Source organism: Mangrovibacillus cuniculi (assembly GCF_015482585.1).
GTDB classification, from domain to species: domain Bacteria; phylum Bacillota; class Bacilli; order Bacillales; family R1DC41; genus Mangrovibacillus; species Mangrovibacillus cuniculi.
Map to the genome: position 1 here is coordinate 2,015,001 of NZ_CP049742.1, position 23,056 is coordinate 2,038,056.

Genomic DNA, 23,056 nt, shown 5'->3' on the forward strand with positions numbered 1-23,056 from the left:
CGGGCGGTGTGTACAAGGCCCGGGAACGTATTCACCGCGGCATGCTGATCCGCGATTACTAGCGATTCCAGCTTCATGTAGGCGAGTTGCAGCCTACAATCCGAACTGAGAACGGTTTTATGGGATTGGCTTAACCTCGCGGTCTTGCAGCCCTTTGTACCGTCCATTGTAGCACGTGTGTAGCCCAGCTCATAAGGGGCATGATGATTTGACGTCATCCCCACCTTCCTCCGGTTTGTCACCGGCAGTCACCTTAGAGTGCCCAACTAAATGATGGCAACTAAGATCAAGGGTTGCGCTCGTTGCGGGACTTAACCCAACATCTCACGACACGAGCTGACGACAACCATGCACCACCTGTCACTTTTGTCCCCGAAGGGAAATCCCTATCTCTAGGGAAGGCAAAAGGATGTCAAGAGCTGGTAAGGTTCTTCGCGTTGCTTCGAATTAAACCACATGCTCCACCGCTTGTGCGGGCCCCCGTCAATTCCTTTGAGTTTCAGTCTTGCGACCGTACTCCCCAGGCGGAGTGCTTAATGCGTTAGCTGCAGCACTGAAGGGCGGAAACCCTCCAACACTTAGCACTCATCGTTTACGGCGTGGACTACCAGGGTATCTAATCCTGTTTGCTCCCCACGCTTTCGCGCCTCAGTGTCAGTTACAGACCAGAAAGTCGCCTTCGCCACTGGTGTTCCTCCACATCTCTACGCATTTCACCGCTACACGTGGAATTCCACTTTCCTCTTCTGCACTCAAGTTTCCCAGTTTCCAATGACCCTCCACGGTTGAGCCGTGGGCTTTCACATCAGACTTAAGAAACCACCTGCGCGCGCTTTACGCCCAATAATTCCGGACAACGCTTGCCACCTACGTATTACCGCGGCTGCTGGCACGTAGTTAGCCGTGGCTTTCTGGTTAGGTACCGTCAAGGTACCGCCCTATTCGAACGGTACTTGTTCTTCCCTAACAACAGAGTTTTACGATCCGAAAACCTTCTTCACTCACGCGGCGTTGCTCCGTCAGACTTTCGTCCATTGCGGAAGATTCCCTACTGCTGCCTCCCGTAGGAGTCTGGGCCGTGTCTCAGTCCCAGTGTGGCCGATCACCCTCTCAGGTCGGCTACGCATCGTCGCCTTGGTGAGCCGTTACCTCACCAACTAGCTAATGCGCCGCGGGTCCATCTGTAAGTGATAGCCGAAGCCACCTTTGAATCATCTGTCATGCGACAAATGATGTTATTCGGTATTAGCCCCGGTTTCCCGGAGTTATCCCAATCTTACAGGCAGGTTACCCACGTGTTACTCACCCGTCCGCCGCTAACTTGCGGGAGCAAGCTCCCACAAGTCCGCTCGACTTGCATGTATTAGGCACGCCGCCAGCGTTCGTCCTGAGCCAGGATCAAACTCTCCAATAGATGTTTGATTAGCTCATAAAAAACTTGTTTTGTTGTTTCCTAGAAACAACTGAATTAAACGTTGGCACTTGGTTTGTTTAGTTTTCAAAGTTCAATGTCGTTTTTTGGCGACTAGATTAATATAACAAAAAGCATTATGTAAGTCAACACTTTATTTATTTTATTATTCCGTGTCCCAATCGACAAGAAATAATATAACACGACAAAATCTATTAGGCAATACTTTTTTCAAAAAAAGTTTAAATTTTAAATGCTTGTATGTCATCTAACGTATTCAAGCTTACTGATACAACACTTTTTTTATCATCATTATAAAATAGTATTGTTTTATTCTCTAAAGAAAATTGTAGAATCCTTCCTACAAATGTTTGATGACCCTTTTTAGATATAGTGTAAGTCACAGTAACTAACGTGTTATCTAATTGCCACTTATACAAACTGTCATAAAAGTTCTCCATCCTTGGTATTCTCCTTTATGTGTTAGTGTGCTTCTGTTGTATGAGAACCTTTATAATATACTGATAAATACCTCCTCAACTCAATACATTTTGTTTAAAAGTACAAAAAAGACTTTGAAGTGTCTCTTTTTTGGAATGTTTACATTTCCAACTTAATGCAAACAATTAGTATTAATGATACTTCGGAAAGTCGAAGGTGTATAAACAGTGAAAAAATGGTTACATCATTTTAATCAATTACCTTTACTTGCACGTTTTTTTACATTTGCAGCTAGCATGGTTGTTATTTTTGGTGTTTTAGTTCACTTAATCGAACCTACAACGTTTCCCACTATTTTTGATGGAATATGGTGGGCGATCGTAACCACATCAACTATCGGATATGGCGACTTCGTTCCAGCTACATTCACAGGTAAGTTCATAGCTATTATTTTAATTGTTGTTGGTGCGGGGTTTGTTACAACATATTTTGTAACGTTATCATCTGCCACGATAGCGAGACTTCAACAAAAACTTAATGGAGGAACATCTTATATGGGGAAAAACCACATTGTATTAGTTGGTTGGAACGAGCGATCAAAAGCTTTAATTTCCCACTATACAAAGTATAAAGATAATACCCAAATTGTACTGATTGACAACACTGCAGAAGAAAATCCTTTTCCACACGAAAGAATTACTTTCATTAAAGGGAAACCTTATAATGACGAAACCTTACAAAGGGCAAATGTCGCTTCAGCAAGTCAAATGGTTATTACAGCAAATCAGCACTTAGACGAAGCAGATTCTGATAAGGAAGTAGTGTTAACGATCCTTTCTGCAAAAGGGATTGGGGAGAACGTTTATTGTATTGCAGAAATTTTAACGAATGAACAAGTGAAGAATGCACAAAGAGCAGGTGCTGATGAGATAGTTAGGACAAATGAACAAACGAGTAACTTAATAATTAATACTTTATCCTCTCACGGTATGTCAAAGTCAATAGAATCTCTTTTACAAGAAGAAGATGTATCTCATATCCATTTAGAATTAATTAATACAGAATGGGAGACGAAATCTTTTGAAGAATTACAATCCCATTTTTTAAAAGAACGAAAAATTGTTATTGGAATAAAAAGAGACGAGATTAATCTCATTAATCCCGCTCCAGGACTTTATTTAATGAATGGAGATGAGTTAATTTTAATTAGCTAGTAATTTACTCTCCACTTCTTTTAAAAGATTTTTTCCTACTTGAACGTATTCTTCAGGGAACGAGGCATCTTTATCAACAGGTTCTGAGAACTGGTTAAAAGAAGCTGATATGTTCCCTATCATTGCATGGTCATCTAATCCTCTTTGATACTTATGTGACAGTAAAAATGGTTCTTGTATTTCTACCGTCGCTCCTCCCGTGTCTAACTGACCGTCTACGGCAACAAATGGGATACGTAAAAATTGATATCCTACTCGATCATCTATTTTAAAATCAAAATAACCGTGGTCATAGTCCCAATTAGACCCGATCATAAACCCTAGAGGTTTTAACTCTTGTTCGAGTTTGTATAGTTGAAAATGTTCTCCTGTTATACTAGAAGACAAACTTATCATAGTAACACCCTCCTTTTATAGGATTAGTGTTTCAATCTAGGAAATTTATATGTACCCAATACAAACAAAAAGAAGGTGCACACTAGCACCTTCTTTTTGTTTGTATCTAATTAACGCTTCCTGTATCACTACATGGACTATTCTTACTTGTGTTTTATTTCAAACGCTTCTCTAATTCCGCTTTCTTCTCTTCAAACCCAGGCTTTCCTAATAAAGCAAACATATTTACTTTATACTCTTCAACACCAGGCTGATCGAATGGGTTAACTCCTAATAGATAACCACTCATTGCACATGCTTTTTCGAAGAAGTACACTAAGTAACCAAATGTGTAAGCATCCATTGCTGGAATCTCAATAATTAAATTAGGCACTCCTCCATCTGTATGAGCAAGTAATGTTCCTTGGAAAGCTTTATGATTTACAAAATCAACAGTCTCTCCTGCTAAGTAATTTAATCCATCAAGATCTTGTTCAGTAGCTTCAAGTGTTAATTCATGTCTAGGTGAGTTAACCTTAATAACTGTTTCAAAAAGGTCTCTTCTTCCTTCTTGTACATATTGACCAAGAGAGTGTAAATCAGTAGAGAAGTTTGCAGATGATGGATAAATACCTTTTTGGTCTTTCCCTTCACTTTCTCCAAATAATTGCTTCCACCACTCAGAGAAATACTGTAAGCCTGGCTCGTAGTTAATAAGCATCTCAATAGTTTTACCTTTGTTGTAAAGAACATTACGAACAGTAGCATATTGATAGGCAATATTTTCTGTTAACTCACTAGCACTGAAATCTTCTTGTGCTTTTTGAGCACCTTGCATCATTTCCTCAATATTGATTCCACTTGCAGCAATTGGTAAAAGTCCAACTGCTGTTAATACAGAGTATCTACCACCTACATCATCTGGAATGATAAAACTTTCGTATCCTTCTTCTGATGCAAGAGTTTTTAATGCTCCACGTTCTTTATCTGTTGTAGCATAAATTCTTGTTCTTGCTTCTTCCACTCCATATTTTTCTTCTAACATCTTACGGAAAATACGAAATGCAATAGCTGGCTCCGTTGTAGTTCCTGATTTCGAAATTACGTTAATGGAGAAATCTTTTCCTTCAAGAAGGTCCATTAAGTCTCTCATATATGTAGAAGAGATATTGTTTCCAACAAATAATACTTGAGGTGTCTTACGCTGTTCTTTAGATAATGCATTATAGAAACTATGGTTTAACATTTCTAATGCTGCACGTGCACCTAAATAAGAACCACCAATTCCAACTACTAATAAAACATCAGAATCATTCTTAATTTTCTCTGCTGACTTTTGAATACGTGCGAACTCTTCTTTGTCATAATCCGTCGGAAGGTCAACCCATCCTAAAAAGTCATTTCCTGCTCCTGTCTTCTCATGTAAGGAGTGATGAGCTACTTTTACCGCATCTTCTAGGTAAGTAAGTTCATGTTCTCCAAAGAAACTTAAAGCATTCGAATAGTCAAAACGAATATGTGTCATTGATTTGTACCTCCATAGGTTGTTTCATTCTTTTATCACTTTATCGAAACGCTTTCTAAATAGCAAGAAATCAACTAAATTACAAGCGCTTTCATGATAAAAAATTGACTTTTTTCTTAGTTTCTCAAAACATTCTCTCAAAATACGCGCCATTTCTACAGAAAAATTAAAGAGGTTGGGACAAAACCCGAAAGTGATTGCACAGGGATTTCCGCTGCAGGGGGACGCTTTCCACGGGGCGGGTTACTGAGCCTCCTCGTCGCTGAAGAACGCGCTCCTGTGGGGTCTCAGTAACCCACCTATCCCGTAGGAGTCGCCCCCTTCCGCTCCAATCCCTAAGAAATATTCTATAATTGCACTAATTCTGCAGTATTATGTTCTTAAATACAACACAAAAAAGGTACATTCGTTTTTTCGAAATGTACCTTTTTGTTCTGTCCCAGCCCCTATGTTCTTTTATAGAGAAGCTCGTAAAATAGCCTCTACATCTTCTTTGTGTAAGGATTGGAAGTTACCAAATGGCCCGTTAGCCATAGCTTTATCTGCCATTAGCTTGATCTTCTCATCCGTGATATCATAATCCGCTAATCTTGATGGTGCTCCGATAGAAGTCCAGAACATACGTAGTTGTTCAATCCCTTCTAGAGCTATTTCTTCCGTAGTCTTTCCTACAGGATCTACGTTGAATACTCTTTCTGCAAGTTGAGCAAAACGAGCAGGGTTAGTTTTTAACGTGTGCTTCATCCAATTAGGGAATAGAATTGCTAAACCTCCAGCATGAGGAATATCATACACAGCGGAAACGGCATGTTCAATATTATGAGAAGCCCAGTCTCCTCTGTAACCCATTTGAAGCATTCCATTTAACGCGATAGTTCCAGAGAATAGGATTGTCTCTCTTAGCTCATAGTTCGTTAAATCCTCTTGAAGTTTTGGAGCTGCCTCCATAACCGTTACAAGAAGAGATTCGCACATACGATCTTGTAAAGGAGTATTTGTTGCATTGTGGAAATATTGTTCGAATACATGTGACATCATGTCTACAATTCCATAAGTTGTATGGTCTTTAGGCACTGAATATGTGTGCTCTGGATCTAAGATAGAGAACTTAGGGAATGTTACAGGACTTCCCCAACCGTACTTCTCTTGTGTTTCCCAATTTGTAATAACAGAACCAGCATTCATTTCAGAACCTGTAGCAGCTAATGTTAAAACTGTACCTAATGGAAGGGCCTCTGAAGCAAAAGCCTTTTTCGTAACTAGATCCCATGCATCACCTTCGTATTTTGCTCCAGCAATGATAAGTTTTGCACAGTCAATAACGCTTCCTCCACCTACTGCAAGGACAAAATCAACGTTATTTTCCTTACAAAGAGCAATACCTTTTTCTGCAGTAGTTAATCGTGGATTTGGCTCTACCCCACTAAGCTCTACTACGTTTGCATCAATCTTTGCTAACTCAGAAAGAACTTTGTCATACAGTCCATTACGTTTGATGCTACCCCCACCGTAAACTAGAAGAACATTTTTACCGTAAACTGCTACTTCTTCAGAAAGTTTAGCTAATTCACCCTTTCCAAAGATTAGCTTTGTAGGGTTAAAAAAAGCGAATGAATTCATGTTATTACCTCCTTGATATGTACTAGCCTTATTATCAAACCTTCTGCTTGGAAATGCAAAAATTTTGATTCGGCTCTATTCTTTCCTGTACACAGGAAGTTCATGAATGTTTTAACAGACTACCTACAACTCGAATGGTGATACTAACAATAATCTTGAAAGGAGGGTAACATACATGTCTGCATTACAACGAATCGCATTAGTTCTAACTATAATAGGAGCATTGAATTGGGGATTAATTGGATTTTTCCAATTTGACCTTGTTGCCGCAATATTCGGAGGACAAGATGGCGCAATCGCGAGACTTATCTATGGTCTTGTTGGTATTGCCGGTCTCATTAACATAGGTTTATTATTTGTACCAACACCTCGCCATGAGAGAGAAGCTCATCCAGAGCCCACTCGTTAATAAGGTAAAGGCATCCCAATGGAGGATGCCTTTTTTGTTATGCACTTAATACTGTTTTTATCTCGTTAATTGCCCAATCTAATTCTTCTTTACTAATCACTAGAGGCGGAGCAAAGCGGATAACTGTATCATGTGTTTCTTTACACAATAAGCCTTTTTCTTTTAATTGTTCACAATAAGGACGAGCAGCTTCCGTTAACTCCACTCCAATAAACAATCCCTTTCCTCTAACTTCTTTTATTTTAGGGTTGTCAATTTCTTGAAGTGCTTGTTTGAAATACTCTCCTAATTCTAAAGAACGGTTTGCTAAGTCCTCATTTACGAGCACATCTAAAGAAGCAATTGACACCGCACAAGCCATTGGGTTTCCACCAAAAGTAGAACCATGTGAACCAGGGTTAAACACTCCTAATACTTCTTTATTGGCAACTACACAAGAAATAGGGAATACTCCACCACCAAGCGCTTTACCTAAAATGTACATGTCTGGCTTAACATCCCCCCAGTCACATGCAAACATTTTACCAGAACGCGCTAGACCTGCTTGAATTTCATCTGCTATGAATAAAACATTATTTTCTTTACAAACATCTTGAACGGCTTTTAAGTACCCATCCTCAGGAATGACAATCCCTGCTTCCCCTTGAATAGGCTCCACCATAAACGCTGCTGTATTTTCTGTAATAGCAGATTTTAACGCTTCCACATCACCATAAGGAATGATTTTTATCCCTGGTAACATTGGTCCAAATCCACGCTTATACTCTGGATCGGATGATAAAGATACAGCAGTCATTGTTCTACCGTGGAAGTTTCCTTCACAAACAATAATTTCTGCACAATCTTCTTGTACACCTTTTACGTCGTAAGCCCAACGTCTAGCAGTCTTAACAGCTGTTTCCACTGCTTCTGCTCCGGTATTCATAGGTAATGCCATATCCATACCGGTTAATTGACAGATTCTTTCATACCACGGACCAAGTTGATCATTATGGAATGCACGTGATGTCAATGTCACTCGATCTGCTTGATCTTTCAACGCTTGAATGATAGCAGGATGGCGATGTCCTTGGTTTACCGCAGAATACGCACTTAACATATCCATATATTTATTGCCTTCTGGATCATATACCCAAACCCCCTCCGCTTTAGCAATAACAATTGGAAGTGGGTGATAGTTCTTCGCACCAAAACGTTCAGTTTGTTCAATAATTGAAGTAGTTGTAGTTGTCATTAAACTCATCCTCTCTTGTAAAAAACGGCGATCCATAAGCGATCGCCGTTTTCTTTTTTCGTCAAAATTAATGATTAGCTTGTATAAACAAGACTCTTTTAAAGAGTTTCAGAAGTTGTTTTCGCTTGCATGTGTAGTACTAGGTAATCAGGACCACCAGCTTTTGAGTCTGTACCTGACATGTTGAATCCACCAAATGGTTGGTACCCAACAATCGCTCCAGTACAACCACGGTTAAAGTATAGGTTTCCAACGTGGAAGTCTTCACGAGCTTGCTCAATCTTTGCACGATCTCTCGTAATGACAGCTCCAGTTAAACCATATTCTGTATTGTTCGCAATCTCTAATGCATGATTAAAATCTTTTGCCTTTGAGAAAGCAACAACTGGACCAAAGATCTCTTCTTGCATTAATCGAGCATTAGGATCTACATCTGCAACGATAGTTGGTTGAACAAAATAACCAGTTGAGTCGTCACCTTCTCCTCCTGCTACAATTCTTCCTTCTTCTTTTGCAATGTCAATATAGCTCATAATTTTATCGTAAGCAGCCTGATCAATAACAGGACCCATGAAAAGTTTACCATCTACAGGGTTACCTACTTGTAATTCTTTTGTTAGTTCTACTGCTCTTTCTAACACTTGATCATAAACGTCTTCTACGATTACCGCTCTTGAACAAGCAGAACATTTTTGACCAGAGAATCCAAAAGCAGAAGCAACAATTGATTTCGCCGCTAATTCAAGGTCTCCATCAGAATCAACAACAATTGTATCTTTACCACCCATTTCGGCGATAACACGTTTTAACCAAATTTGTCCTGGTTGAACAACTGCTGCTCTCTCATAAATTCTCGTTCCAACATCACGAGAACCAGTGAAGCTGACAAAACGAGTTTTTGGATGGTCAATTAAATAATCTCCAATTTCAGAACCGCTTCCTGGTACAAAGTTTAGAACGCCCGCAGGAAGTCCTGCTTCTTCCATAACCTCTACAAATTTAGCTGCTACTACTGGAGTTGTAGAAGCCGGTTTAAGAAGTACCGTATTACCTGTAACGATTGCAGCTACTGCTGTCCCAGCCATAATGGCAAACGGGAAATTCCAAGGAGAGATAACAATTCCAACTCCTAATGGAATATAGCCAAATTGATTGTATTCACCAACACGACTTTCTACTTTATATCCATCTTTTAATCTCAACATTTGTCGAGCATAGTACTCTAAGAAATCAATCGCTTCTGCAGTATCCGCATCCGCTTCATTCCAAGGTTTACCCGCTTCTCTGACTAGTAAAGCAGAAAACTCATGTTTGCGACGACGGATAATCGCTGCAGCTTTAAACAAAATGTCTGCGCGAGTTTCCGGCTTCACTTTGCGCCAAGTTTGAAACGTTTCATATGCTACGTCCATTGCTTTTTCTGCTAATTCACGACTAGCTTTTGACACAGAACCAATCACTTGGTTCTTATCTGCCGGATTATAGGAAACAATTTTGTCTTCCGTTGTAACTTTTTCTCCACCGATAGTAAGTGGATATTCTTCCCCTAAGTAACTATCAACGTAGGCAATAGCCTCACGAATAGCTTGTGCGTTTTCTTCTAAAGAAAAATTAGTAAATGGTTCATGTTTGTACGGAATCATGTAAATCCTCCTCTGCACCCAAATCATTTTGTAAGCCTCAAGCAGCAACGCGCAAGAGCTAGATCTTTCTCTAGAGCTATCTATTTAGTATCTATATACGAGAAAGCCCTTCCATTTCTATAATGCAGAAATTTTGAGAATTTTTCAAGTGTTATATTAGAAAAGGATACTCGGTTAAGTACGGACCACATCACGTGGTCAACACCGAGTTGTTACTGTTCACGTAACAAAAGCTCCAGGCGCGCGTTTAGATGCGGCAGCAAACTTGGAGGGACCGAGGAGGCAGCCCCTCAGCCACCACAGGGCCATCCGAGTTTGCCGAGCATCTGCGCACCTGGAGCTAGACACTACAGAAAAGCGTAGATGGCGCGTTCAGCCGCGGCAGAAAAGTTCAGAAGCCTGAGGGCTTGTACGTGACGTACTGTCTTCTGCGTTGGTGACGTGATGTCACCGGTTTTTAGCAGAAGGTCCCGTTTCAGCCACCGGAGGGCTTTTGGACTTTTCCGAGCGGTTGCGCCCTCGGAGCTAGACACCATTTGGGTAAGGATACTCGGTTAAGTACGGACCACATCACGTGGTCCTTCCTGAGTTGTTACTGTTCACGTAACAAAAGCTCCAGGCGCGCGTTTAGATGCGGCAGCAAACTTGGAGGGACCGAGGAGGCAGCCCCTCAGCCACCACAGGGCCATCCGAGTTTGCCGAGCATCTGCGCACCTGGAGCTAGACACTACAGAAAAGCGTAGATGGCGCGTTCAGCCGCGGCAGAAAAGTTCAGAAGCCTAAGTAGGTTTAAAACTGAAATAATATAGTCCAAGTGTTTTCTTAAAAATCTACGTATTTCAGACTCTTTTCTTACAACCAAACAATGTCCGGGGATTGGAGCGGAAGGGGGCGACTCCTACGGGAAAGGTGGGTAGTCGAGACCCCAGGAGTTAGGAGCGATAGCGACCACGACGAGGAGGCTCGACTGCCCGCCCCGTGGAAAGCGTCCCCCTGCAGCGGAAATCCCTATGCAGTCACTAAGATTTTCACAGACTACATTTCATCTTTCATGTGAAGTTAATTTTATACACGTAAAAAAACCCCTACCACATGGGCAGAGGGCTTAAAGAACGCAATAGGGAATAAAACTTACTTCTTGATTAGATCTTCGCGGTTAGACTGCTCGATCCACTCTTGTAACTTGTCTTTTAACGTGTTGAAACCTGCAGCGTCATTGTCAGTGTGAGCAACTGTTGGAGCTGCTTGACGACGACGAGCTTGAGGAGCTTTTTTCGCTGCTTTTGGTTGCTCAGCTGGAGCTTCCTCCGTAGCACGGATAGATAAAGAGATTTTGCCAGCAGCTTCATCAACAGATAAAACTTTTACTTTTACAGAATCCCCTACTTTTAGGTGCTCGTTAACATCTTTAACAAAACCATGAGTAATTTCTGAAATGTGTACTAAACCTTGCGTTTCTTCGTCTAAAGCAACGAAAGCACCGTATGCTTGAACACCAGTAACTTTTCCTTCTAAAACGTCACCTTGTTGATATTTTGTTGTCATAAAAAACACTCCTAAATACAATATATTTTCCCGATTACATGCAACTATAGATTATATCACAGTTGCAATCAAAACACCAAAGAAAGTTAAAATCATATTTTTCCTTACAAATATAAAACTTCATCCCATCAAATAGTATATTTCTAAATTACATTGGCTATCCTTATCGTGTAAGTCGTTCAAGTATTCCCCCCTTTTTGTCGGGCCAACTGGCTCGATTTTTTTTTGCAATTTTTTTATAACCTCTTTCGTACATGGAGTTGTTTGTTTTGGGGACGATAACAATACAATCCATCCTTGGGAGTTGAACCGCATGAATCATATCGAAATCAAGGGGATTAGTGTTTATTATGAAGATTACCGTCCCGAAGAATACGAAGACACTGTTGTATTACTTCACGGTTTTTTATCTTCCACTTTTAGTTTTAGGCGCTTAATTCCTTATTTTCAAAACCATTATCGCGTCATTGCAATAGACTTACCACCATTCGGTAAAAGTGCAAAAAATCTTTCTTTCCCCTACTCCTATAAGAATTTAGGGGATATCGTAGTAGAACTACTCCAGCAATTAAATATTCAAGAAGCTCACTTTATGGGGCATTCCATGGGTGGACAAATTGCTTTAAATGTTATGAACAACCATAGTGGAATTGCCAAAAAAGGAGTACTTTTATGTAGTTCTGGTTATTTAAAACCTGCACATTTGCTATTAAAAGGAGTAAGTAGACTACCGTATTTTCACCACTACATTAAAGTATGGTTAACCAGAAGTGGTATTCTTAGGAACATTGAAAATGTGGTGCATAACACAGCTATTATTTCAGATGAAATGATTTTAGGGTATGTTCGCCCATTTTTAGAAGAAGATATTTTTAAGGCTCTCTCTCAAATGATTAGACATCGAGAAGGGGACTTACCGAGTACAACTTTACAATCCATCCAAACACCAATTCTTTTATTGTGGGGAGAACAAGATAAGGTTGTACCTCTTTCTGTAGGAGAACGATTAGTGAAAGACCTTCCAAACGCAAATCTGCATGTATTAAAGAACACCGGGCATTTAATTCCTGAAGAACGACCTGAAGAAACATTTACCTATGTTCACTCCTATTTATCTAGTGAGACCGTAGTAAAACAAGAGAAAAATATCATCCCGTTTACCCCTACTTTTGACACAATATAAAAAAGAAATTTAAAGAAACTTGGACAAAACTAAAAAAGGTACATTCTTAAAAACGAATGTACCTTTTTTACGTTGTATTTGAGTTATAAGTACTGCAGAACTAATGCTTTTACAGTTTAAATATTTGGGATTGGAGCGGAAGGGGGCGACTCCTACGGGCAAAGTGGGTAGTCTAGCCCCTACAGGAGTTAGGAGCGATAGCGACCACGACGATAAGGCTCGACTGCCCGCCCCGTGGAAAGCGTCCCCCTACAGCGGAAATCCCGGAGCAGTTACTTTTGGGTTTTGTTCTAGCCCCTTTTTCCATATAATCACTGACATTCACTTATTTCTTTCAGGCTCAATAATTGCTTTGCAACACTCTTACATGATTGCAACGGTATTATTTGCTCATAAGAAAATTCATAAATGAATTGTATTTCCTTCGCTAATTTTTCTTCATCAGTTAATTTGTGGACCGCTTGAATAACATCCGCAATCTCTGTTTCATAATTCTCCTCCCCAATTCGAAGAGGATCCCATTTTTGAAGAGTGTCAACTAACGCTAAATTCAGTTCCACTACGTCCATCGTATCACGACCTTTACCTGACTATGTATAGCTCATTATAAAAGAGTAACCGACATCTGGAAAGTAATTTAGGTACTTGTGTTTATTTCTTCTTAATTTCTCCGCACGCAATTCGTTCTCCACCGTTCCCAGCAGGTTGAGACATTCCATCATCTGCATTTTCATGAATAACTATGGATGTACCGTCTTTCGTAAATAAAGTAGTCTTTCCGTCCTTCAATGTTACACCAGGTGCGACAATATCTACCTTTACAACTCCTTGCTCATCCGCAATTAAATTGGGTAAGTCCCCTGCATGAGCACCTTCTGGATTTAATAATCCATGTTGCTTATCATCAGGATTTAGGTGCTCTCCTGCTGAAAGAAAATCTGGTATGTCACATTTATTTTTATTATGTATGTGTACCGCATGCTCTCCCGGAGGTAAACCGGTGAGATCAAAGGACATCTTTACCCCTTCAGGACTTTCTTGCATCTCAACCGTACCAATTTCATCACCATCGCTGTTGATGACAGAGACATTGGCAGAAGACCCTTGTTCCAACGCACATCCACTAATAATTAGTACTGATAACAATAAACCTATTTTTTTCATTACTTCATCTCCTTTATGCTTTACTATTTTGACCTACTGAGTAATGATCCAAACGTACAGGAAGACAAAAAAGCGATTTAGCATAAGTTTATACATGCTAAATCGCTTTTTCTGTGAAAATATCTAACGTTTATTCGATTGCTTCTTTAGAGACTGTTCATACTCTTTTGCTTCTTGTTCTTGTTTACGATTTACTCGTAAGATAATTCGAAAGACGATAATTGCCAACACTGCAAATATGGCCATTGTGATACCAGCAGGGATATATTCTGTTTTGTCTTCTGGAAAATATAAAAATAATCCTAGTAGAAAGTTCACCTGTGTCCACCTCTATTCGTATTAAGCTACTAAATTCAGTCTACTCTTGTACTTCTATTCCTTCAATAACAACTTTCTCCACAGGCGCATCGTTCTGTCCAGTTTCCACAGTAGAAATAATTTCTACTACATCCATACCTTCAACTACTTGTCCAAAAACCGTGTGCTTCCCATCCAACCAAGCTGTTCCACCAACTTCCTCATAGTGGCCAATCACTTCATCAGGAAATCCTACTTCTTTCATTTGTGAAACTAAATCAGCTGTCACAGCGGGAGCCTTCACAATGAAGAATTGACTTCCATTACTGTTTGGACCGGAGTTAGCCATAGACAACGCTCCAGTGAAGTGAAATAATTCTTTAGAAAATTCATCTTCAAAAGGTGCACCATAAATACTTTCTCCCCCCATTCCAGTTCCTTGTGGATCTCCACCTTGAATCATAAAGTCTTGGATTACACGATGGAAAGTAACTCCATCGTAGTAACCATTTTTACTATGCGTGATAAAGTTTTCTACCGCTTTTGGAGCTTGTTTAGGGAATAAAGCTATAGTTATGTCTCCTAAATTAGTTTTCATGGTTACTGTTGGATTCTCTTCAAGAGATACTAAATCTAGTTGCGGATAATTTACCGCTTCTGTTTCTTCCACCTGTGGATTTTCTTCTGTTTGCTCTGTCTGTTCTGCTCCATTTCCGTTTGTACCTTCTGATGCATTTGTTCCACACCCAGCCAACACAACTAGACTAAGTCCTACTAACCATTTTTTCATCCTAAACCCTCCATATATAAATGTTTTTTAATAAATTTGTTTAATCGTTTCCTTTTCCTAGTTAAAATAAAGAAGAAGCAACCTATTTTTATTGCTACAAATCTCGTAACAAAAGGAGTACTAAACATGAGTACATATGTTAAAGCATTTTATAAAACTGGTGCCTACGTAGGAAAAATTCATTCAGAGGACCATCGAGGCACAGTAGTAGAAATTCTTTCCGTTATAAAGCATCCAAAACAAGGAGACCTTCATAACCCCAATTCTATTGATGTGCCTCTGTTTCATGAAAGAAAAGCACTTGCCAATCACGAAAAGGCAATAATACCTACTAGCATGATTAAACCACACAATGCGGGATTTTTGGAATATAAAGATTCATTAATTAAAGCGGTAACAGAATATGAAGAAAGTTTACTAGAGTCTTCTACGGCTTTTTCTGACGCATGTTATAACGCCTTACAAGAGGTTAAAAAAGAATATCAATTAATGTACCGCATCTCCTTTCCATAATGGCGACGCGAAAATTTATTGGAGCATTGGTGATTGGGTGTTTTATCACTTTGTTGTCTATCATCGTTGTACAACTAGCTAATGTTAGAGAAGATTTAAATAAAATACAGAATGTTAATACACCTAAATTAAATACTTCGTTACTAGAATTACCACAAACTAGTCTGATATTGGACAATAATGAAAAGCCTATCTATGAATATCGAGTTCCATTTCGAAAGTCCTTAGATTTAGAGGAGATACCTCATATCCTGCAACAACTGTTTATTCAATCAGAAGATCAATTCTTTTATCAACATAAGGGATTTGATTTAACAGCAATAACTCGTGCCTTTATTTTGAATGCGAAACACAATGGAATTGAACAAGGTGGTTCGACCATTACGCAACAATTAGTGAGAAATGTTTATCTTACTCATGAGCAAACCTATAGTAGAAAGATGAATGAATTAATCCTGTCTTACCAACTAGAAAAGGAATTTTCCAAGGATAAAATTTTAGAAACCTACTTAAACGCTATTTACTTTGCTAATCAAGCTTACGGGGTGGAAGCTGCATCTAAAACGTATTTTGCGAAAACAGTTGGAGAGTTATCTACAGCAGAGATGGCTTTTATTGCTGCAATTCCGAACAACCCAACGTTATACGACCCATACAAAAACTTCGAAAAAACGAAAGAACGCCAGGAGAGACTACTCTCTATCTTAGCTCAGCAAGAAGTACTGACTAATGAGGAAGCGGAAAAAGGTAAACAAGAGAAAATCGTTTTAGCTAGTCCTACGGAATATCTCTCTTATGATAACTACATTAGCTTTGTGGAAAGAGAGATGAGAGACCTTATTCAATCTTCCTACAGTTTGACCGATGAAACAGAAGTGCAACAAAAAGCAGTAGAAGCAAAAGTAGCTCAAGTTCTACAAAAAGGCGTAAAGATATACACGTATATGGATCCTTCAACGCAAAAGAATACAGAAAACGCGCTAGATTTGCTTTCCTCCAAAGACGAGCTTCAAGGGGCTAGTGTTGTGATTAATCACAAAGAAAATAGTATTATTGCCCTTACAGGCGGGGTTAACTATTCTAGAGGTGACTTTCATCGTGGCTTTCAGGCAGTACGTCAACCTGGTTCTACTATTAAACCTTTATTAAGCTATGCACCGTATATAGAAAGAAAAAATAGCTCAATCTATGATTCAGTAGATGCACGAACGGTTTGTTTTACTTCAACGTATTGCCCATCCAACTATGGGGGGCAAAATACGGAGTTGTTACCCTTACTACTGCTATGTCAAAATCACTTAACACTGCAGCTGTCAAATTATTAGCTGATATTACCCCTACAGAAGCTTTTAAGGATATTAGTGCATTTGAATTTCAACATATAACACAAGAAGACATAAGACTTCCATCCGCTCTAGGTGGTTTTACTTTTGGTGTAACACCGTTAGAATTAACACGCGCTTACACTGTCTTTTCTACACAAAAGTATGTACCTGCTAGAGCAATAAAGAAAGTGACTGATTTAGACGGAAACATCCTTTATGCATGGAACGATCAACCTAAAATGCTTTGGTCAGAAGAAACAGTTGATAAGACGCGAGAATTATTAATAAATGTAGTAAGGAACGGGACTGCGCGAAGGTTATATTCTCCTACAGTAGAACGTGGTGGAAAGACTGGAACAACAAACGACTTTATTGATTTTTGGTATGTCGGTTTTCAAGGAGACTACACAGCTGGCGTCTGGATTGGGAAAGACGTTCCAGAAAATATACAGCGCTTTGAAAAAGAGAACTTAACATTAAAAATCTGGGAGCAATCTATTCCAAAATAAAATTTTTAAACCGTAGAAAACTTTTATGATTTCTACGGTTTTACATAACTTAACCTAAAAAGTAGTTGTCTTAAATGACAGCTACTACACTTGTATACAGTTTTAAAACAATATATCCAATTCCCGTAATGATACAAGCCCAGGCAATTACTTCAAAAAAAATGAAACCGAGAGTTCCCATTACAGAGAACGAGTCACTCATACGATAGATAAATAGGAAGAAATAAACTACAGTGGAAAGTACAAAAATGCCCAGCACCAAAAGAAACGAAAAAGTAACAAAGAGGGCAATTAATCCAGCAAGTATGTATACTACTCCTGTTCCTTTGACTTTTAACAGGCTACTTCCCTCTGTTTCATTCGAAAAAAACAACAGCCCCATTTCATGTATGGTTTCAGATACTATTTTTACCGCACAAAAAATCATAAAAAAAGCTACAAAATACATTGAGAGAACGGCAAACTTTAGTTCAACTTCTGATAAGAATTCTAATAAACCCGCATACAATCCGATATCTTTCATTACTCCTATGGTTATGCTTTGGACATTTACACTAAAAGCCAAACTAAATAACATGATTGTAGCTAATGGAATATAGCCAGCTAAATATGTATTCTTCATGATTATCACCTACTAAAGGTATTATCTATGAAGGATTGCTATTTGAAAAGAAAAACTGCTCCTTTGTTCGTATACACGAACTCGTAAGCAGTTTTTTACTCCGTTGTCCTATTAGAGTGAATACGAATATATTCTCTCGGTTGGAAAGGTGCAATAGGTAAAGCATTAGTGGATGATGGAGAAGTAGATAGCTGCTCTATAGGCATCTCACCCATTTCTTCTCCTGTAAGCATAGGACCATAGTAATTCCTAGGCTGAACGGTGTCTACCACAAAAGCTGCTGCGAAAAGTGTTGCGAAAATGGAGAATGCCCCAATCCACTTTTTCTTCATGAGAATCACCACCTATAAGTAGTATCTCCCACCGAATACATATTTCATTCAAAATTTTTTCTTTGTGATTTTTATCACTTTCTTCTTATTTAATAACAACAGACAAATGCAAAACCCTATGTATATCAATAAATGCATCGGAAATTAATTTACGATATAATGCTCATGTGGCTATGGAGATAAGGAGTAATTTTCCTAATAAAACAAATACTACGTATTAATGTGATTTTAAGTTTAATTAAGGAGGGATTTTGTTGAGTTTGTTGCATTTTGCCATTATTTCTCCATTTATAGTGGCTTTATTTATACCGTTGTTTTATAAACTATTCCGATCTATACATACAGGATGGTTTGTCCTTATTCTACCAGTCGTACTGTTTGGATATTTCATCTCCTTTGTACCTTTAGTTAGGGAAAACCAAATTGTATCGGAAACATATGAATGGATGCCAAGTTTCGGTCTAAACTTTATCGCTTATGTCGACGGTTTAGGCTTATTATTTGCACTCCTAATAACCGGAATTGGTTCTTTGGTAGTACTTTACTCCATTTATTATTTGGATAAAGTGAAAGAAAAACTCCATAACTTCTATGTATACCTTCTAATGTTTATGGGAGCTATGCTTGGAGTTGTACTTAGTGACAATTTACTCACTATGTATATGTTTTGGGAATTCACTTCTATTTCCTCATTCTTATTAATTGGATATTGGTACCACCGCGAACGCTCGAGGTATGGCGCTCAAAAATCCATGCTTATAACAGTATTCGGTGGATTATCTATGTTAGGTGGAATTGTGCTCCTGCAGATCATTGCTGGCACAGCGAGTATCCAAGGATTAATAGAACAACGTGCAGTGATATCAGAGCATGAATTCTTCTTACCTGCTATGATCTTAATTTTACTAGGAGCATTTACAAAGTCTGCTCAATTCCCGTTCCATATATGGTTACCGGACGCAATGGAAGCACCTACACCTGTTAGTGCATACTTACACTCCGCTACTATGGTTAAAGCCGGAATTTACTTAGTAGCCAGATTAAGTCCTGTATTCGCTGAATCTAGCGTATGGTTGTGGACAGTAGCATTATTTGGTATCACCACATTATTCTGGGGATCTTTCAACGCAGTGAAGCAAACTGACTTAAAGGGGATATTGGCCTTCTCCACCATTTCACAGCTAGGGATGATTATGTCCATGCTAGGAATTGGAGCAGCTGCCCTTCATAGTGATGCAGTAAGTGATCAACTTTTCATGGTAGCGACAATTGCTGCTATCTTCCATTTAATAAACCATGCAACATTCAAAGGTGCATTATTTATGATGGTAGGTATCGTTGACCACGAAACAGGAACTCGTGATATTCGTAAACTAGGCGGATTGATGACGATCATGCCAATCACTTTCACTATCGCAATGATTGGTTCCTTCTCTATGGCAGGTTTACCTCCATTTAACGGATTCTTAAGTAAAGAAATGTTCTTTACAGCAATGATTTCTGTGTTTGATATGAACTTCTATAACTTGAATTCTATTGGGGTTTTATTCCCTATTGTTGCTTGGGTAGGAAGTATCTTTACGTTTGTCTACAGTATGATCTTAGTGTTTAAAACGTTTATGGGGCCTCTTCAAGAGGAAAAACTTGATAAAAAGCCACATGAGGCACCTTTTGGAATGCTTATTTCTCCAATTATTCTTATCTCTTTAGTAGTTGTCATTGGTTTCTTCCCTAACATCTTAACGTACAACATTATTGAGCCAGCAGTAGCATCGATTTTACCAACTATTTTAGAACCTGGTGACCGAATCATCAGTAAAATTACATTTTGGCATGGTCCAACACTAGAATTATTTATGACAATCGCGGTAGTAATTATTGGTGTATTACTTTATCGTTTATGGCCAAAATGGAAAGGTATCTATGCTATTTTCTCAGAAAAATGGACGTTCAACCGTCTGTATGACCACGGTGTCATTTCTATGGAACGTGGAGCTTATTCTCTAACTTCTAGTTATATGACTGGCTCTATCCGCTCGTACTTGGTCTACATCTTCCTATTCATGATTATCGCTTTGGGCGGTACAATGTGGATGGAAAATGCATTTACAGTGGACACTTCGGAGAATGCACCAATTCGAATATATGAGGTATTCGTTATTGCAGCAATGTTAGTGGCAACAGTAATTACTATTATGGCAAAATCTAGATTAACTGCGGTTATCTCTTTAGGAGTTGTAGGATATTTAGTTTCCTTGCTGTTTGTATTATTCCAGGCACCTGATTTAGCGTTAACTCAGTTAGTTGTAGAAACGGTTTCTACAGCATTATTCTTAGTTGTGTTTTATCATTTACCTCCGATGCAAAGGCATGAAAAAACAATTGGATTTAAATTAACGAATGCCATTATAGCTGGTTTGGTTGGACTGATGACAGCCTTAATTGGTATTTCAGCTAGCAGTACTAAACTGTTCTCTTCAATCTCTCAATACCACATTGACAATGTGTATACAGAAGGGGCAGGTAAGAATATGGTTAACGTAATTCTTGTTGATTTCCGAGGATTCGATACATTATTCGAGGTATGTGTACTAGGTATCGCTGCAGTTGGAATTTATGCCATGATTCGACTTCGCTTATCGAAAGGAGAGTCATCATGAAGAAAAGAAAACCGAATGATTTAGTGTTACAGACCGTTACAAAGGTAGTCTCCTTTCTCATTATTTTGTTCTCTATAAGAATGTTCTTCGCAGGACATTATGAACCTGGAGGCGGATTTATTGGCGCATTAATGACATCAGCAGCTCTGGTATTGTTACTACTAGCTTATGATGCCAAGACACTTTCAACTATTCTACCGATTGACTATAAAATTATCACGGCAATTGGATTAGTGTTTGCTATTGGTACAGGAGTTGGAGGAGTATTATTTGATGTTCCATTTCTAACACATGCATATGACAAATTTTACTTACCGCTTTTAGGTGAGCAAACACTACATTCTGCTTTAATTTTTGATTTAGGTGTGTATCTAGGAGTAATTGGGGTTACCCTCACAATCATTAAAACGATTGGAGAGAGTGAATAATGGAAATTTTGATGAGCATTGTAGCAGGACTGTTAGTTGCTGCTGCAGTTTATTTAATACTTTCAAAGAGCCTATTGAGAATTATCATAGGTACTGCTTTGTTAAGTCATGGAGTTCATTTAATGCTTTTCACAATGGGTGGTCTACAAAAAGGCGCTGCCCCTCTTTTGGGCTTAAAAGCAGAGTCTTATACCGATCCCCTACCACAAGCATTAATTTTAACAGCCATCGTAATCGCATTTGGGGTTACTTCCTTCTTCTTGGTAGTTGCTTACCGTGCATACCAAGAACTAGGGACAGACAATGTTGAAGAAATGAGAGGTCAAGATGCTGATGACTAATTTACCAGTATATCCAATACTGATTCCATTACTTGCAGCGACTGCCTTGCTATTCTTCCCAAAGAAAATCAAAGCTCAGCGTTTCATCGCAGCTGTAACAAGCGGTTTGACTTTATTAGCAAGTTTGTATCTTTTGCTACAAGTACATGCAGAAGATACACGAACGCTTGATTTAGGAAGTTGGCCTGCACCATTTGGAATCACACTTGTATCCGATATATTTTCCGCTTTATTAGTGACAACCACTAGTTTTATTGTATTTTCACTTATCATTTACTCGTTTAAAATGATTGGGCGAGATCGTGAAGGATTCTATTATTATCCCGCGATGATGTTTTTATTAGTAGGAGTAAATGGTGCATTTACAACAGGCGATATATTTAACCTGTTTGTATTTTTTGAAGTCTTCTTAATGGCTTCTTATGTCATGATCGTTCTTGGTGGCACCAAAGGCCAATTACGAGAATCATTTAAGTACATCTTAATAAACGTTTTATCTTCTGCTTTATTTGTTATAGCAATTGGCTATCTTTATTCTGTAACAGGTTCATTAAACATGGCAGACATTTCAGCAAGACTTGCTTCTATTGAACCGGTTGGCTTAATTACTGTAATAGGTGTTTTGTTCTTAATTGTGTTCGGACTTAAAGGCGCTATCTTCCCGCTTTACTTCTGGATGCCAAGTTCTTATGCAGCTCCCCCAATCCCAGTTCTCGCTGTGTTTGGTGCGTTGTTAACGAAAGTTGGAGTCTATTCCATTGCAAGAACATTTAGCTTATTCTTCCCTGAAAATGAGTTCTTGTTTTCTTTACTAAGTTTACTTGCACTATTAACAATTGTTGTAGGAGTTATTGGTGCGGTAGCTTACTGGGATGTGAAACAAATTATCATCTATAATGTCATGATTGCTGTTGGGGTTATCCTTTTCGGCTTTGCTACTCAAACGGAAGCTGGAGTGGAAGGAGCAGTATTCTACCTCATTCATGACATGATCATTAAAGCAGGACTGTTTATGTTAATCGGTATGTTAATTTTGATTACCGGTACTTCTAACTTAAAGAAAATGAGCGGTACTATTAAGCAATTCCCACTTGTAGGTTGGCTGTATTTTATTGCAGCACTTTCACTTGCAGGAATACCTCCTTTAAGTGGGTTTATTGGTAAGTTGTTAATTATAAGAGGTGGCTTTGAAGCAGAAGAATTTGTAGGATCGGGGTTAATTCTTCTGTCGAGCTTACTAGTTCTTTACTCGGTAATGAAGATTTTCTTAAATGGTATATGGGGTAAGCCAGAAGAATATCGTCCGAAAGTAACACCGAATAGCCCTTCTATCATGATTCCAACTATCATTATCGTGTTTGCTGCCATAATGTATGGATTTGGAGCAGAAGGACTACACAGCTTTATGAATGAAGCTGCTCAACAAATGTTAAACCCTGAAAATTATCAAAATGCAGTGTTAAAGGAGTGATGTA

General features: G+C 38.9%; 22 protein-coding genes and 1 rRNA gene (1 of these 23 running past the window's edge). 10 read left to right on the forward strand and 13 right to left on the reverse strand.

Translation table 11 applies throughout. The features are described from left to right. Positions 1-1,414, reverse strand: a 16S ribosomal RNA gene (locus tag G8O30_RS10405); it reaches 137 nt to the left of the window's first position. A gap of 665 nt (positions 1,415-2,079) precedes the next feature. Here G8O30_RS10405 and G8O30_RS10410 point away from each other — a divergent pair. Then, a complete protein-coding gene (locus G8O30_RS10410; protein WP_239671998.1) occupies positions 2,080-3,066 on the forward strand; it encodes a potassium channel family protein in 987 nt (328 codons plus the stop codon). Here the strand turns inward: G8O30_RS10410 and G8O30_RS10415 are convergent. The 3 genes from G8O30_RS10415 to G8O30_RS10425 form a co-directional block, all read right to left on the reverse strand. Continuing rightward, positions 3,055-3,462 carry a YugN-like family protein gene (locus G8O30_RS10415; protein WP_239671999.1) on the reverse strand — a complete coding sequence of 136 codons (408 nt, stop codon included), beginning with the start codon at positions 3,460-3,462 and terminating at the stop codon, positions 3,055-3,057. The genes G8O30_RS10410 and G8O30_RS10415 overlap by 12 nt on opposite strands. 154 nt (positions 3,463-3,616) lie before the next feature. Next, positions 3,617-4,966 (reverse strand): glucose-6-phosphate isomerase, encoded by a 1,350-nt coding sequence (locus tag G8O30_RS10420; RefSeq protein WP_239672000.1) that lies wholly within the window; start codon positions 4,964-4,966, stop codon positions 3,617-3,619. A gap of 456 nt (positions 4,967-5,422) precedes the next feature. Continuing rightward, the gene (locus G8O30_RS10425; RefSeq protein WP_239672001.1) at positions 5,423-6,586 is read right to left on the reverse strand and encodes an iron-containing alcohol dehydrogenase; all 1,164 of its coding nucleotides are present in this window, start codon (positions 6,584-6,586) and stop codon (positions 5,423-5,425) included. Positions 6,587-6,761: 175 nt separating this feature from the next. Between G8O30_RS10425 and G8O30_RS10430 the strand changes: the two genes are divergently transcribed. Further along, the gene (locus G8O30_RS10430) at positions 6,762-6,995 is read left to right on the forward strand and encodes a DUF378 domain-containing protein (protein WP_239672002.1); all 234 of its coding nucleotides are present in this window, start codon (positions 6,762-6,764) and stop codon (positions 6,993-6,995) included. 37 nt (positions 6,996-7,032) lie between these two features. Here the strand turns inward: G8O30_RS10430 and G8O30_RS10435 are convergent, their stop codons facing one another. From G8O30_RS10435 to yugI, 3 genes are all read right to left on the reverse strand, one after another. Continuing rightward, on the reverse strand, positions 7,033-8,229 hold the full coding sequence (locus G8O30_RS10435; protein WP_239672003.1) for an ornithine--oxo-acid transaminase: 1,197 nt from the start codon (positions 8,227-8,229) through the stop codon (positions 7,033-7,035). Positions 8,230-8,327: 98 nt separating this feature from the next. Next, positions 8,328-9,872 (reverse strand): L-glutamate gamma-semialdehyde dehydrogenase, encoded by a 1,545-nt coding sequence (gene pruA / locus G8O30_RS10440; protein ID WP_239672004.1) that lies wholly within the window; start codon positions 9,870-9,872, stop codon positions 8,328-8,330. A 1,131-nt stretch (positions 9,873-11,003) separates the two neighbouring features. Then, entirely contained in the window at positions 11,004-11,417 is a 414-nt protein-coding gene (gene yugI, locus G8O30_RS10445; protein WP_239672005.1) for a S1 domain-containing post-transcriptional regulator GSP13, read from the reverse strand. Positions 11,418-11,730: 313 nt separating this feature from the next. Here yugI and G8O30_RS10450 point away from each other — a divergent pair, with 313 nt between their 5' ends. After that, positions 11,731-12,600, forward strand: coding sequence for an alpha/beta fold hydrolase (locus G8O30_RS10450; protein ID WP_239672006.1), 870 nt, complete (start codon positions 11,731-11,733; stop codon positions 12,598-12,600). A 311-nt stretch (positions 12,601-12,911) separates the two neighbouring features. On the opposite strand, the gene G8O30_RS10455 is transcribed toward G8O30_RS10450, so the two are convergent. From G8O30_RS10455 to G8O30_RS10470, 4 genes are all read right to left on the reverse strand, one after another. Next, the gene (locus G8O30_RS10455) at positions 12,912-13,169 is read right to left on the reverse strand and encodes a DUF1871 family protein (RefSeq protein ID WP_239672007.1); all 258 of its coding nucleotides are present in this window, start codon (positions 13,167-13,169) and stop codon (positions 12,912-12,914) included. Positions 13,170-13,251: 82 nt separating this feature from the next. Next, the gene (locus G8O30_RS10460; RefSeq protein WP_239672008.1) at positions 13,252-13,764 is read right to left on the reverse strand and encodes a superoxide dismutase family protein; all 513 of its coding nucleotides are present in this window, start codon (positions 13,762-13,764) and stop codon (positions 13,252-13,254) included. Positions 13,765-13,887: 123 nt separating this feature from the next. Then, positions 13,888-14,082, reverse strand: a complete 195-nt coding sequence (locus tag G8O30_RS10465; protein ID WP_239672009.1) for a hypothetical protein — start codon at positions 14,080-14,082, stop codon at positions 13,888-13,890. 40 nt (positions 14,083-14,122) lie between these two features. Beyond that, on the reverse strand, positions 14,123-14,851 hold the full coding sequence (locus G8O30_RS10470; protein ID WP_239672010.1) for a peptidylprolyl isomerase: 729 nt from the start codon (positions 14,849-14,851) through the stop codon (positions 14,123-14,125). A gap of 126 nt (positions 14,852-14,977) precedes the next feature. Between G8O30_RS10470 and kapB the strand changes: the two genes are divergently transcribed. Genes kapB through G8O30_RS10485 form a run of 3 tightly spaced genes read left to right on the forward strand, consistent with a single transcriptional unit; the run spans position 14,978 to position 17,198 of the window. Continuing rightward, a complete protein-coding gene (gene kapB, locus G8O30_RS10475; protein WP_239672011.1) occupies positions 14,978-15,364 on the forward strand; it encodes a kinase-associated lipoprotein B in 387 nt (128 codons plus the stop codon). 29 nt (positions 15,365-15,393) lie between these two features. Beyond that, entirely contained in the window at positions 15,394-16,689 is a 1,296-nt protein-coding gene (locus G8O30_RS10480) for a transglycosylase domain-containing protein (protein WP_239672012.1), read from the forward strand. Beyond that, positions 16,650-17,198 (forward strand): penicillin-binding transpeptidase domain-containing protein, encoded by a 549-nt coding sequence (locus G8O30_RS10485; RefSeq protein WP_239672013.1) that lies wholly within the window; start codon positions 16,650-16,652, stop codon positions 17,196-17,198. Before G8O30_RS10480 ends, G8O30_RS10485 begins: the two co-directional genes overlap by 40 nt. A 70-nt stretch (positions 17,199-17,268) precedes the next feature. On the opposite strand, the gene G8O30_RS10490 is transcribed toward G8O30_RS10485, so the two are convergent. Then, positions 17,269-17,820: a DUF5366 family protein gene (locus G8O30_RS10490; RefSeq protein ID WP_239672014.1), complete on the reverse strand. Its 552-nt coding sequence runs from the start codon at positions 17,818-17,820 to the stop codon at positions 17,269-17,271. Positions 17,821-17,915: 95 nt separating this feature from the next. Continuing rightward, complete coding sequence (locus tag G8O30_RS10495) at positions 17,916-18,152, reverse strand: hypothetical protein (RefSeq protein WP_239672015.1); 237 nt, start codon at positions 18,150-18,152, stop codon at positions 17,916-17,918. 254 nt (positions 18,153-18,406) lie between these two features. Between G8O30_RS10495 and G8O30_RS10500 the strand changes: the two genes are divergently transcribed. The 4 genes from G8O30_RS10500 to G8O30_RS10515 are packed head-to-tail and all read left to right on the forward strand — an operon-like array spanning position 18,407 to position 23,052. Continuing rightward, on the forward strand, positions 18,407-20,812 hold the full coding sequence (locus tag G8O30_RS10500) for a Na+/H+ antiporter subunit A (protein WP_239672016.1): 2,406 nt from the start codon (positions 18,407-18,409) through the stop codon (positions 20,810-20,812). Continuing rightward, entirely contained in the window at positions 20,809-21,240 is a 432-nt protein-coding gene (locus tag G8O30_RS10505; RefSeq protein WP_239672017.1) for a Na(+)/H(+) antiporter subunit B, read from the forward strand. The genes G8O30_RS10500 and G8O30_RS10505 overlap by 4 nt, the downstream gene beginning before the upstream one ends. Continuing rightward, positions 21,240-21,581: a Na(+)/H(+) antiporter subunit C gene (locus tag G8O30_RS10510; protein ID WP_239672018.1), complete on the forward strand. Its 342-nt coding sequence runs from the start codon at positions 21,240-21,242 to the stop codon at positions 21,579-21,581. Before G8O30_RS10505 ends, G8O30_RS10510 begins: the two co-directional genes overlap by 1 nt. Further along, complete coding sequence (locus G8O30_RS10515) at positions 21,574-23,052, forward strand: Na+/H+ antiporter subunit D (RefSeq protein WP_239674540.1); 1,479 nt, start codon at positions 21,574-21,576, stop codon at positions 23,050-23,052. The genes G8O30_RS10510 and G8O30_RS10515 overlap by 8 nt, the downstream gene beginning before the upstream one ends. Positions 23,053-23,056 lie beyond the last annotated feature (4 nt).

What these genes read in the sequence shown, in the direction of transcription:
- pruA (WP_239672004.1), bottom strand. Translation starts at nt 9,872, where the DNA reads ATGATTCCGTACAAACATGAACCATTTACTAATTTTTCTTTAGAAGAA.
- G8O30_RS10495 (WP_239672015.1), bottom strand. Translation starts at nt 18,152, where the DNA reads ATGAAGAAAAAGTGGATTGGGGCATTCTCCATTTTCGCAACACTTTTC.
- G8O30_RS10415 (WP_239671999.1), bottom strand. Translation starts at nt 3,462, where the DNA reads ATGATAAGTTTGTCTTCTAGTATAACAGGAGAACATTTTCAACTATAC.
- G8O30_RS10460 (WP_239672008.1), bottom strand. Translation starts at nt 13,764, where the DNA reads ATGAAAAAAATAGGTTTATTGTTATCAGTACTAATTATTAGTGGATGT.
- G8O30_RS10425 (WP_239672001.1), bottom strand. Translation starts at nt 6,586, where the DNA reads ATGAATTCATTCGCTTTTTTTAACCCTACAAAGCTAATCTTTGGAAAG.
- G8O30_RS10435 (WP_239672003.1), bottom strand. Translation starts at nt 8,229, where the DNA reads ATGACAACTACAACTACTTCAATTATTGAACAAACTGAACGTTTTGGT.
- kapB (WP_239672011.1), top strand. Translation starts at nt 14,978, where the DNA reads ATGAGTACATATGTTAAAGCATTTTATAAAACTGGTGCCTACGTAGGA.
- G8O30_RS10430 (WP_239672002.1), top strand. Translation starts at nt 6,762, where the DNA reads ATGTCTGCATTACAACGAATCGCATTAGTTCTAACTATAATAGGAGCA.
- yugI (WP_239672005.1), bottom strand. Translation starts at nt 11,417, where the DNA reads ATGACAACAAAATATCAACAAGGTGACGTTTTAGAAGGAAAAGTTACT.
- G8O30_RS10490 (WP_239672014.1), bottom strand. Translation starts at nt 17,820, where the DNA reads ATGAAGAATACATATTTAGCTGGCTATATTCCATTAGCTACAATCATG.
- G8O30_RS10455 (WP_239672007.1), bottom strand. Translation starts at nt 13,169, where the DNA reads ATGGACGTAGTGGAACTGAATTTAGCGTTAGTTGACACTCTTCAAAAA.
- G8O30_RS10450 (WP_239672006.1), top strand. Translation starts at nt 11,731, where the DNA reads ATGAATCATATCGAAATCAAGGGGATTAGTGTTTATTATGAAGATTAC.
- G8O30_RS10515 (WP_239674540.1), top strand. Translation starts at nt 21,574, where the DNA reads ATGACTAATTTACCAGTATATCCAATACTGATTCCATTACTTGCAGCG.
- G8O30_RS10510 (WP_239672018.1), top strand. Translation starts at nt 21,240, where the DNA reads ATGGAAATTTTGATGAGCATTGTAGCAGGACTGTTAGTTGCTGCTGCA.
- G8O30_RS10505 (WP_239672017.1), top strand. Translation starts at nt 20,809, where the DNA reads ATGAAGAAAAGAAAACCGAATGATTTAGTGTTACAGACCGTTACAAAG.
- G8O30_RS10470 (WP_239672010.1), bottom strand. Translation starts at nt 14,851, where the DNA reads ATGAAAAAATGGTTAGTAGGACTTAGTCTAGTTGTGTTGGCTGGGTGT.
- G8O30_RS10485 (WP_239672013.1), top strand. Translation starts at nt 16,650, where the DNA reads ATGTCAAAATCACTTAACACTGCAGCTGTCAAATTATTAGCTGATATT.
- G8O30_RS10420 (WP_239672000.1), bottom strand. Translation starts at nt 4,966, where the DNA reads ATGACACATATTCGTTTTGACTATTCGAATGCTTTAAGTTTCTTTGGA.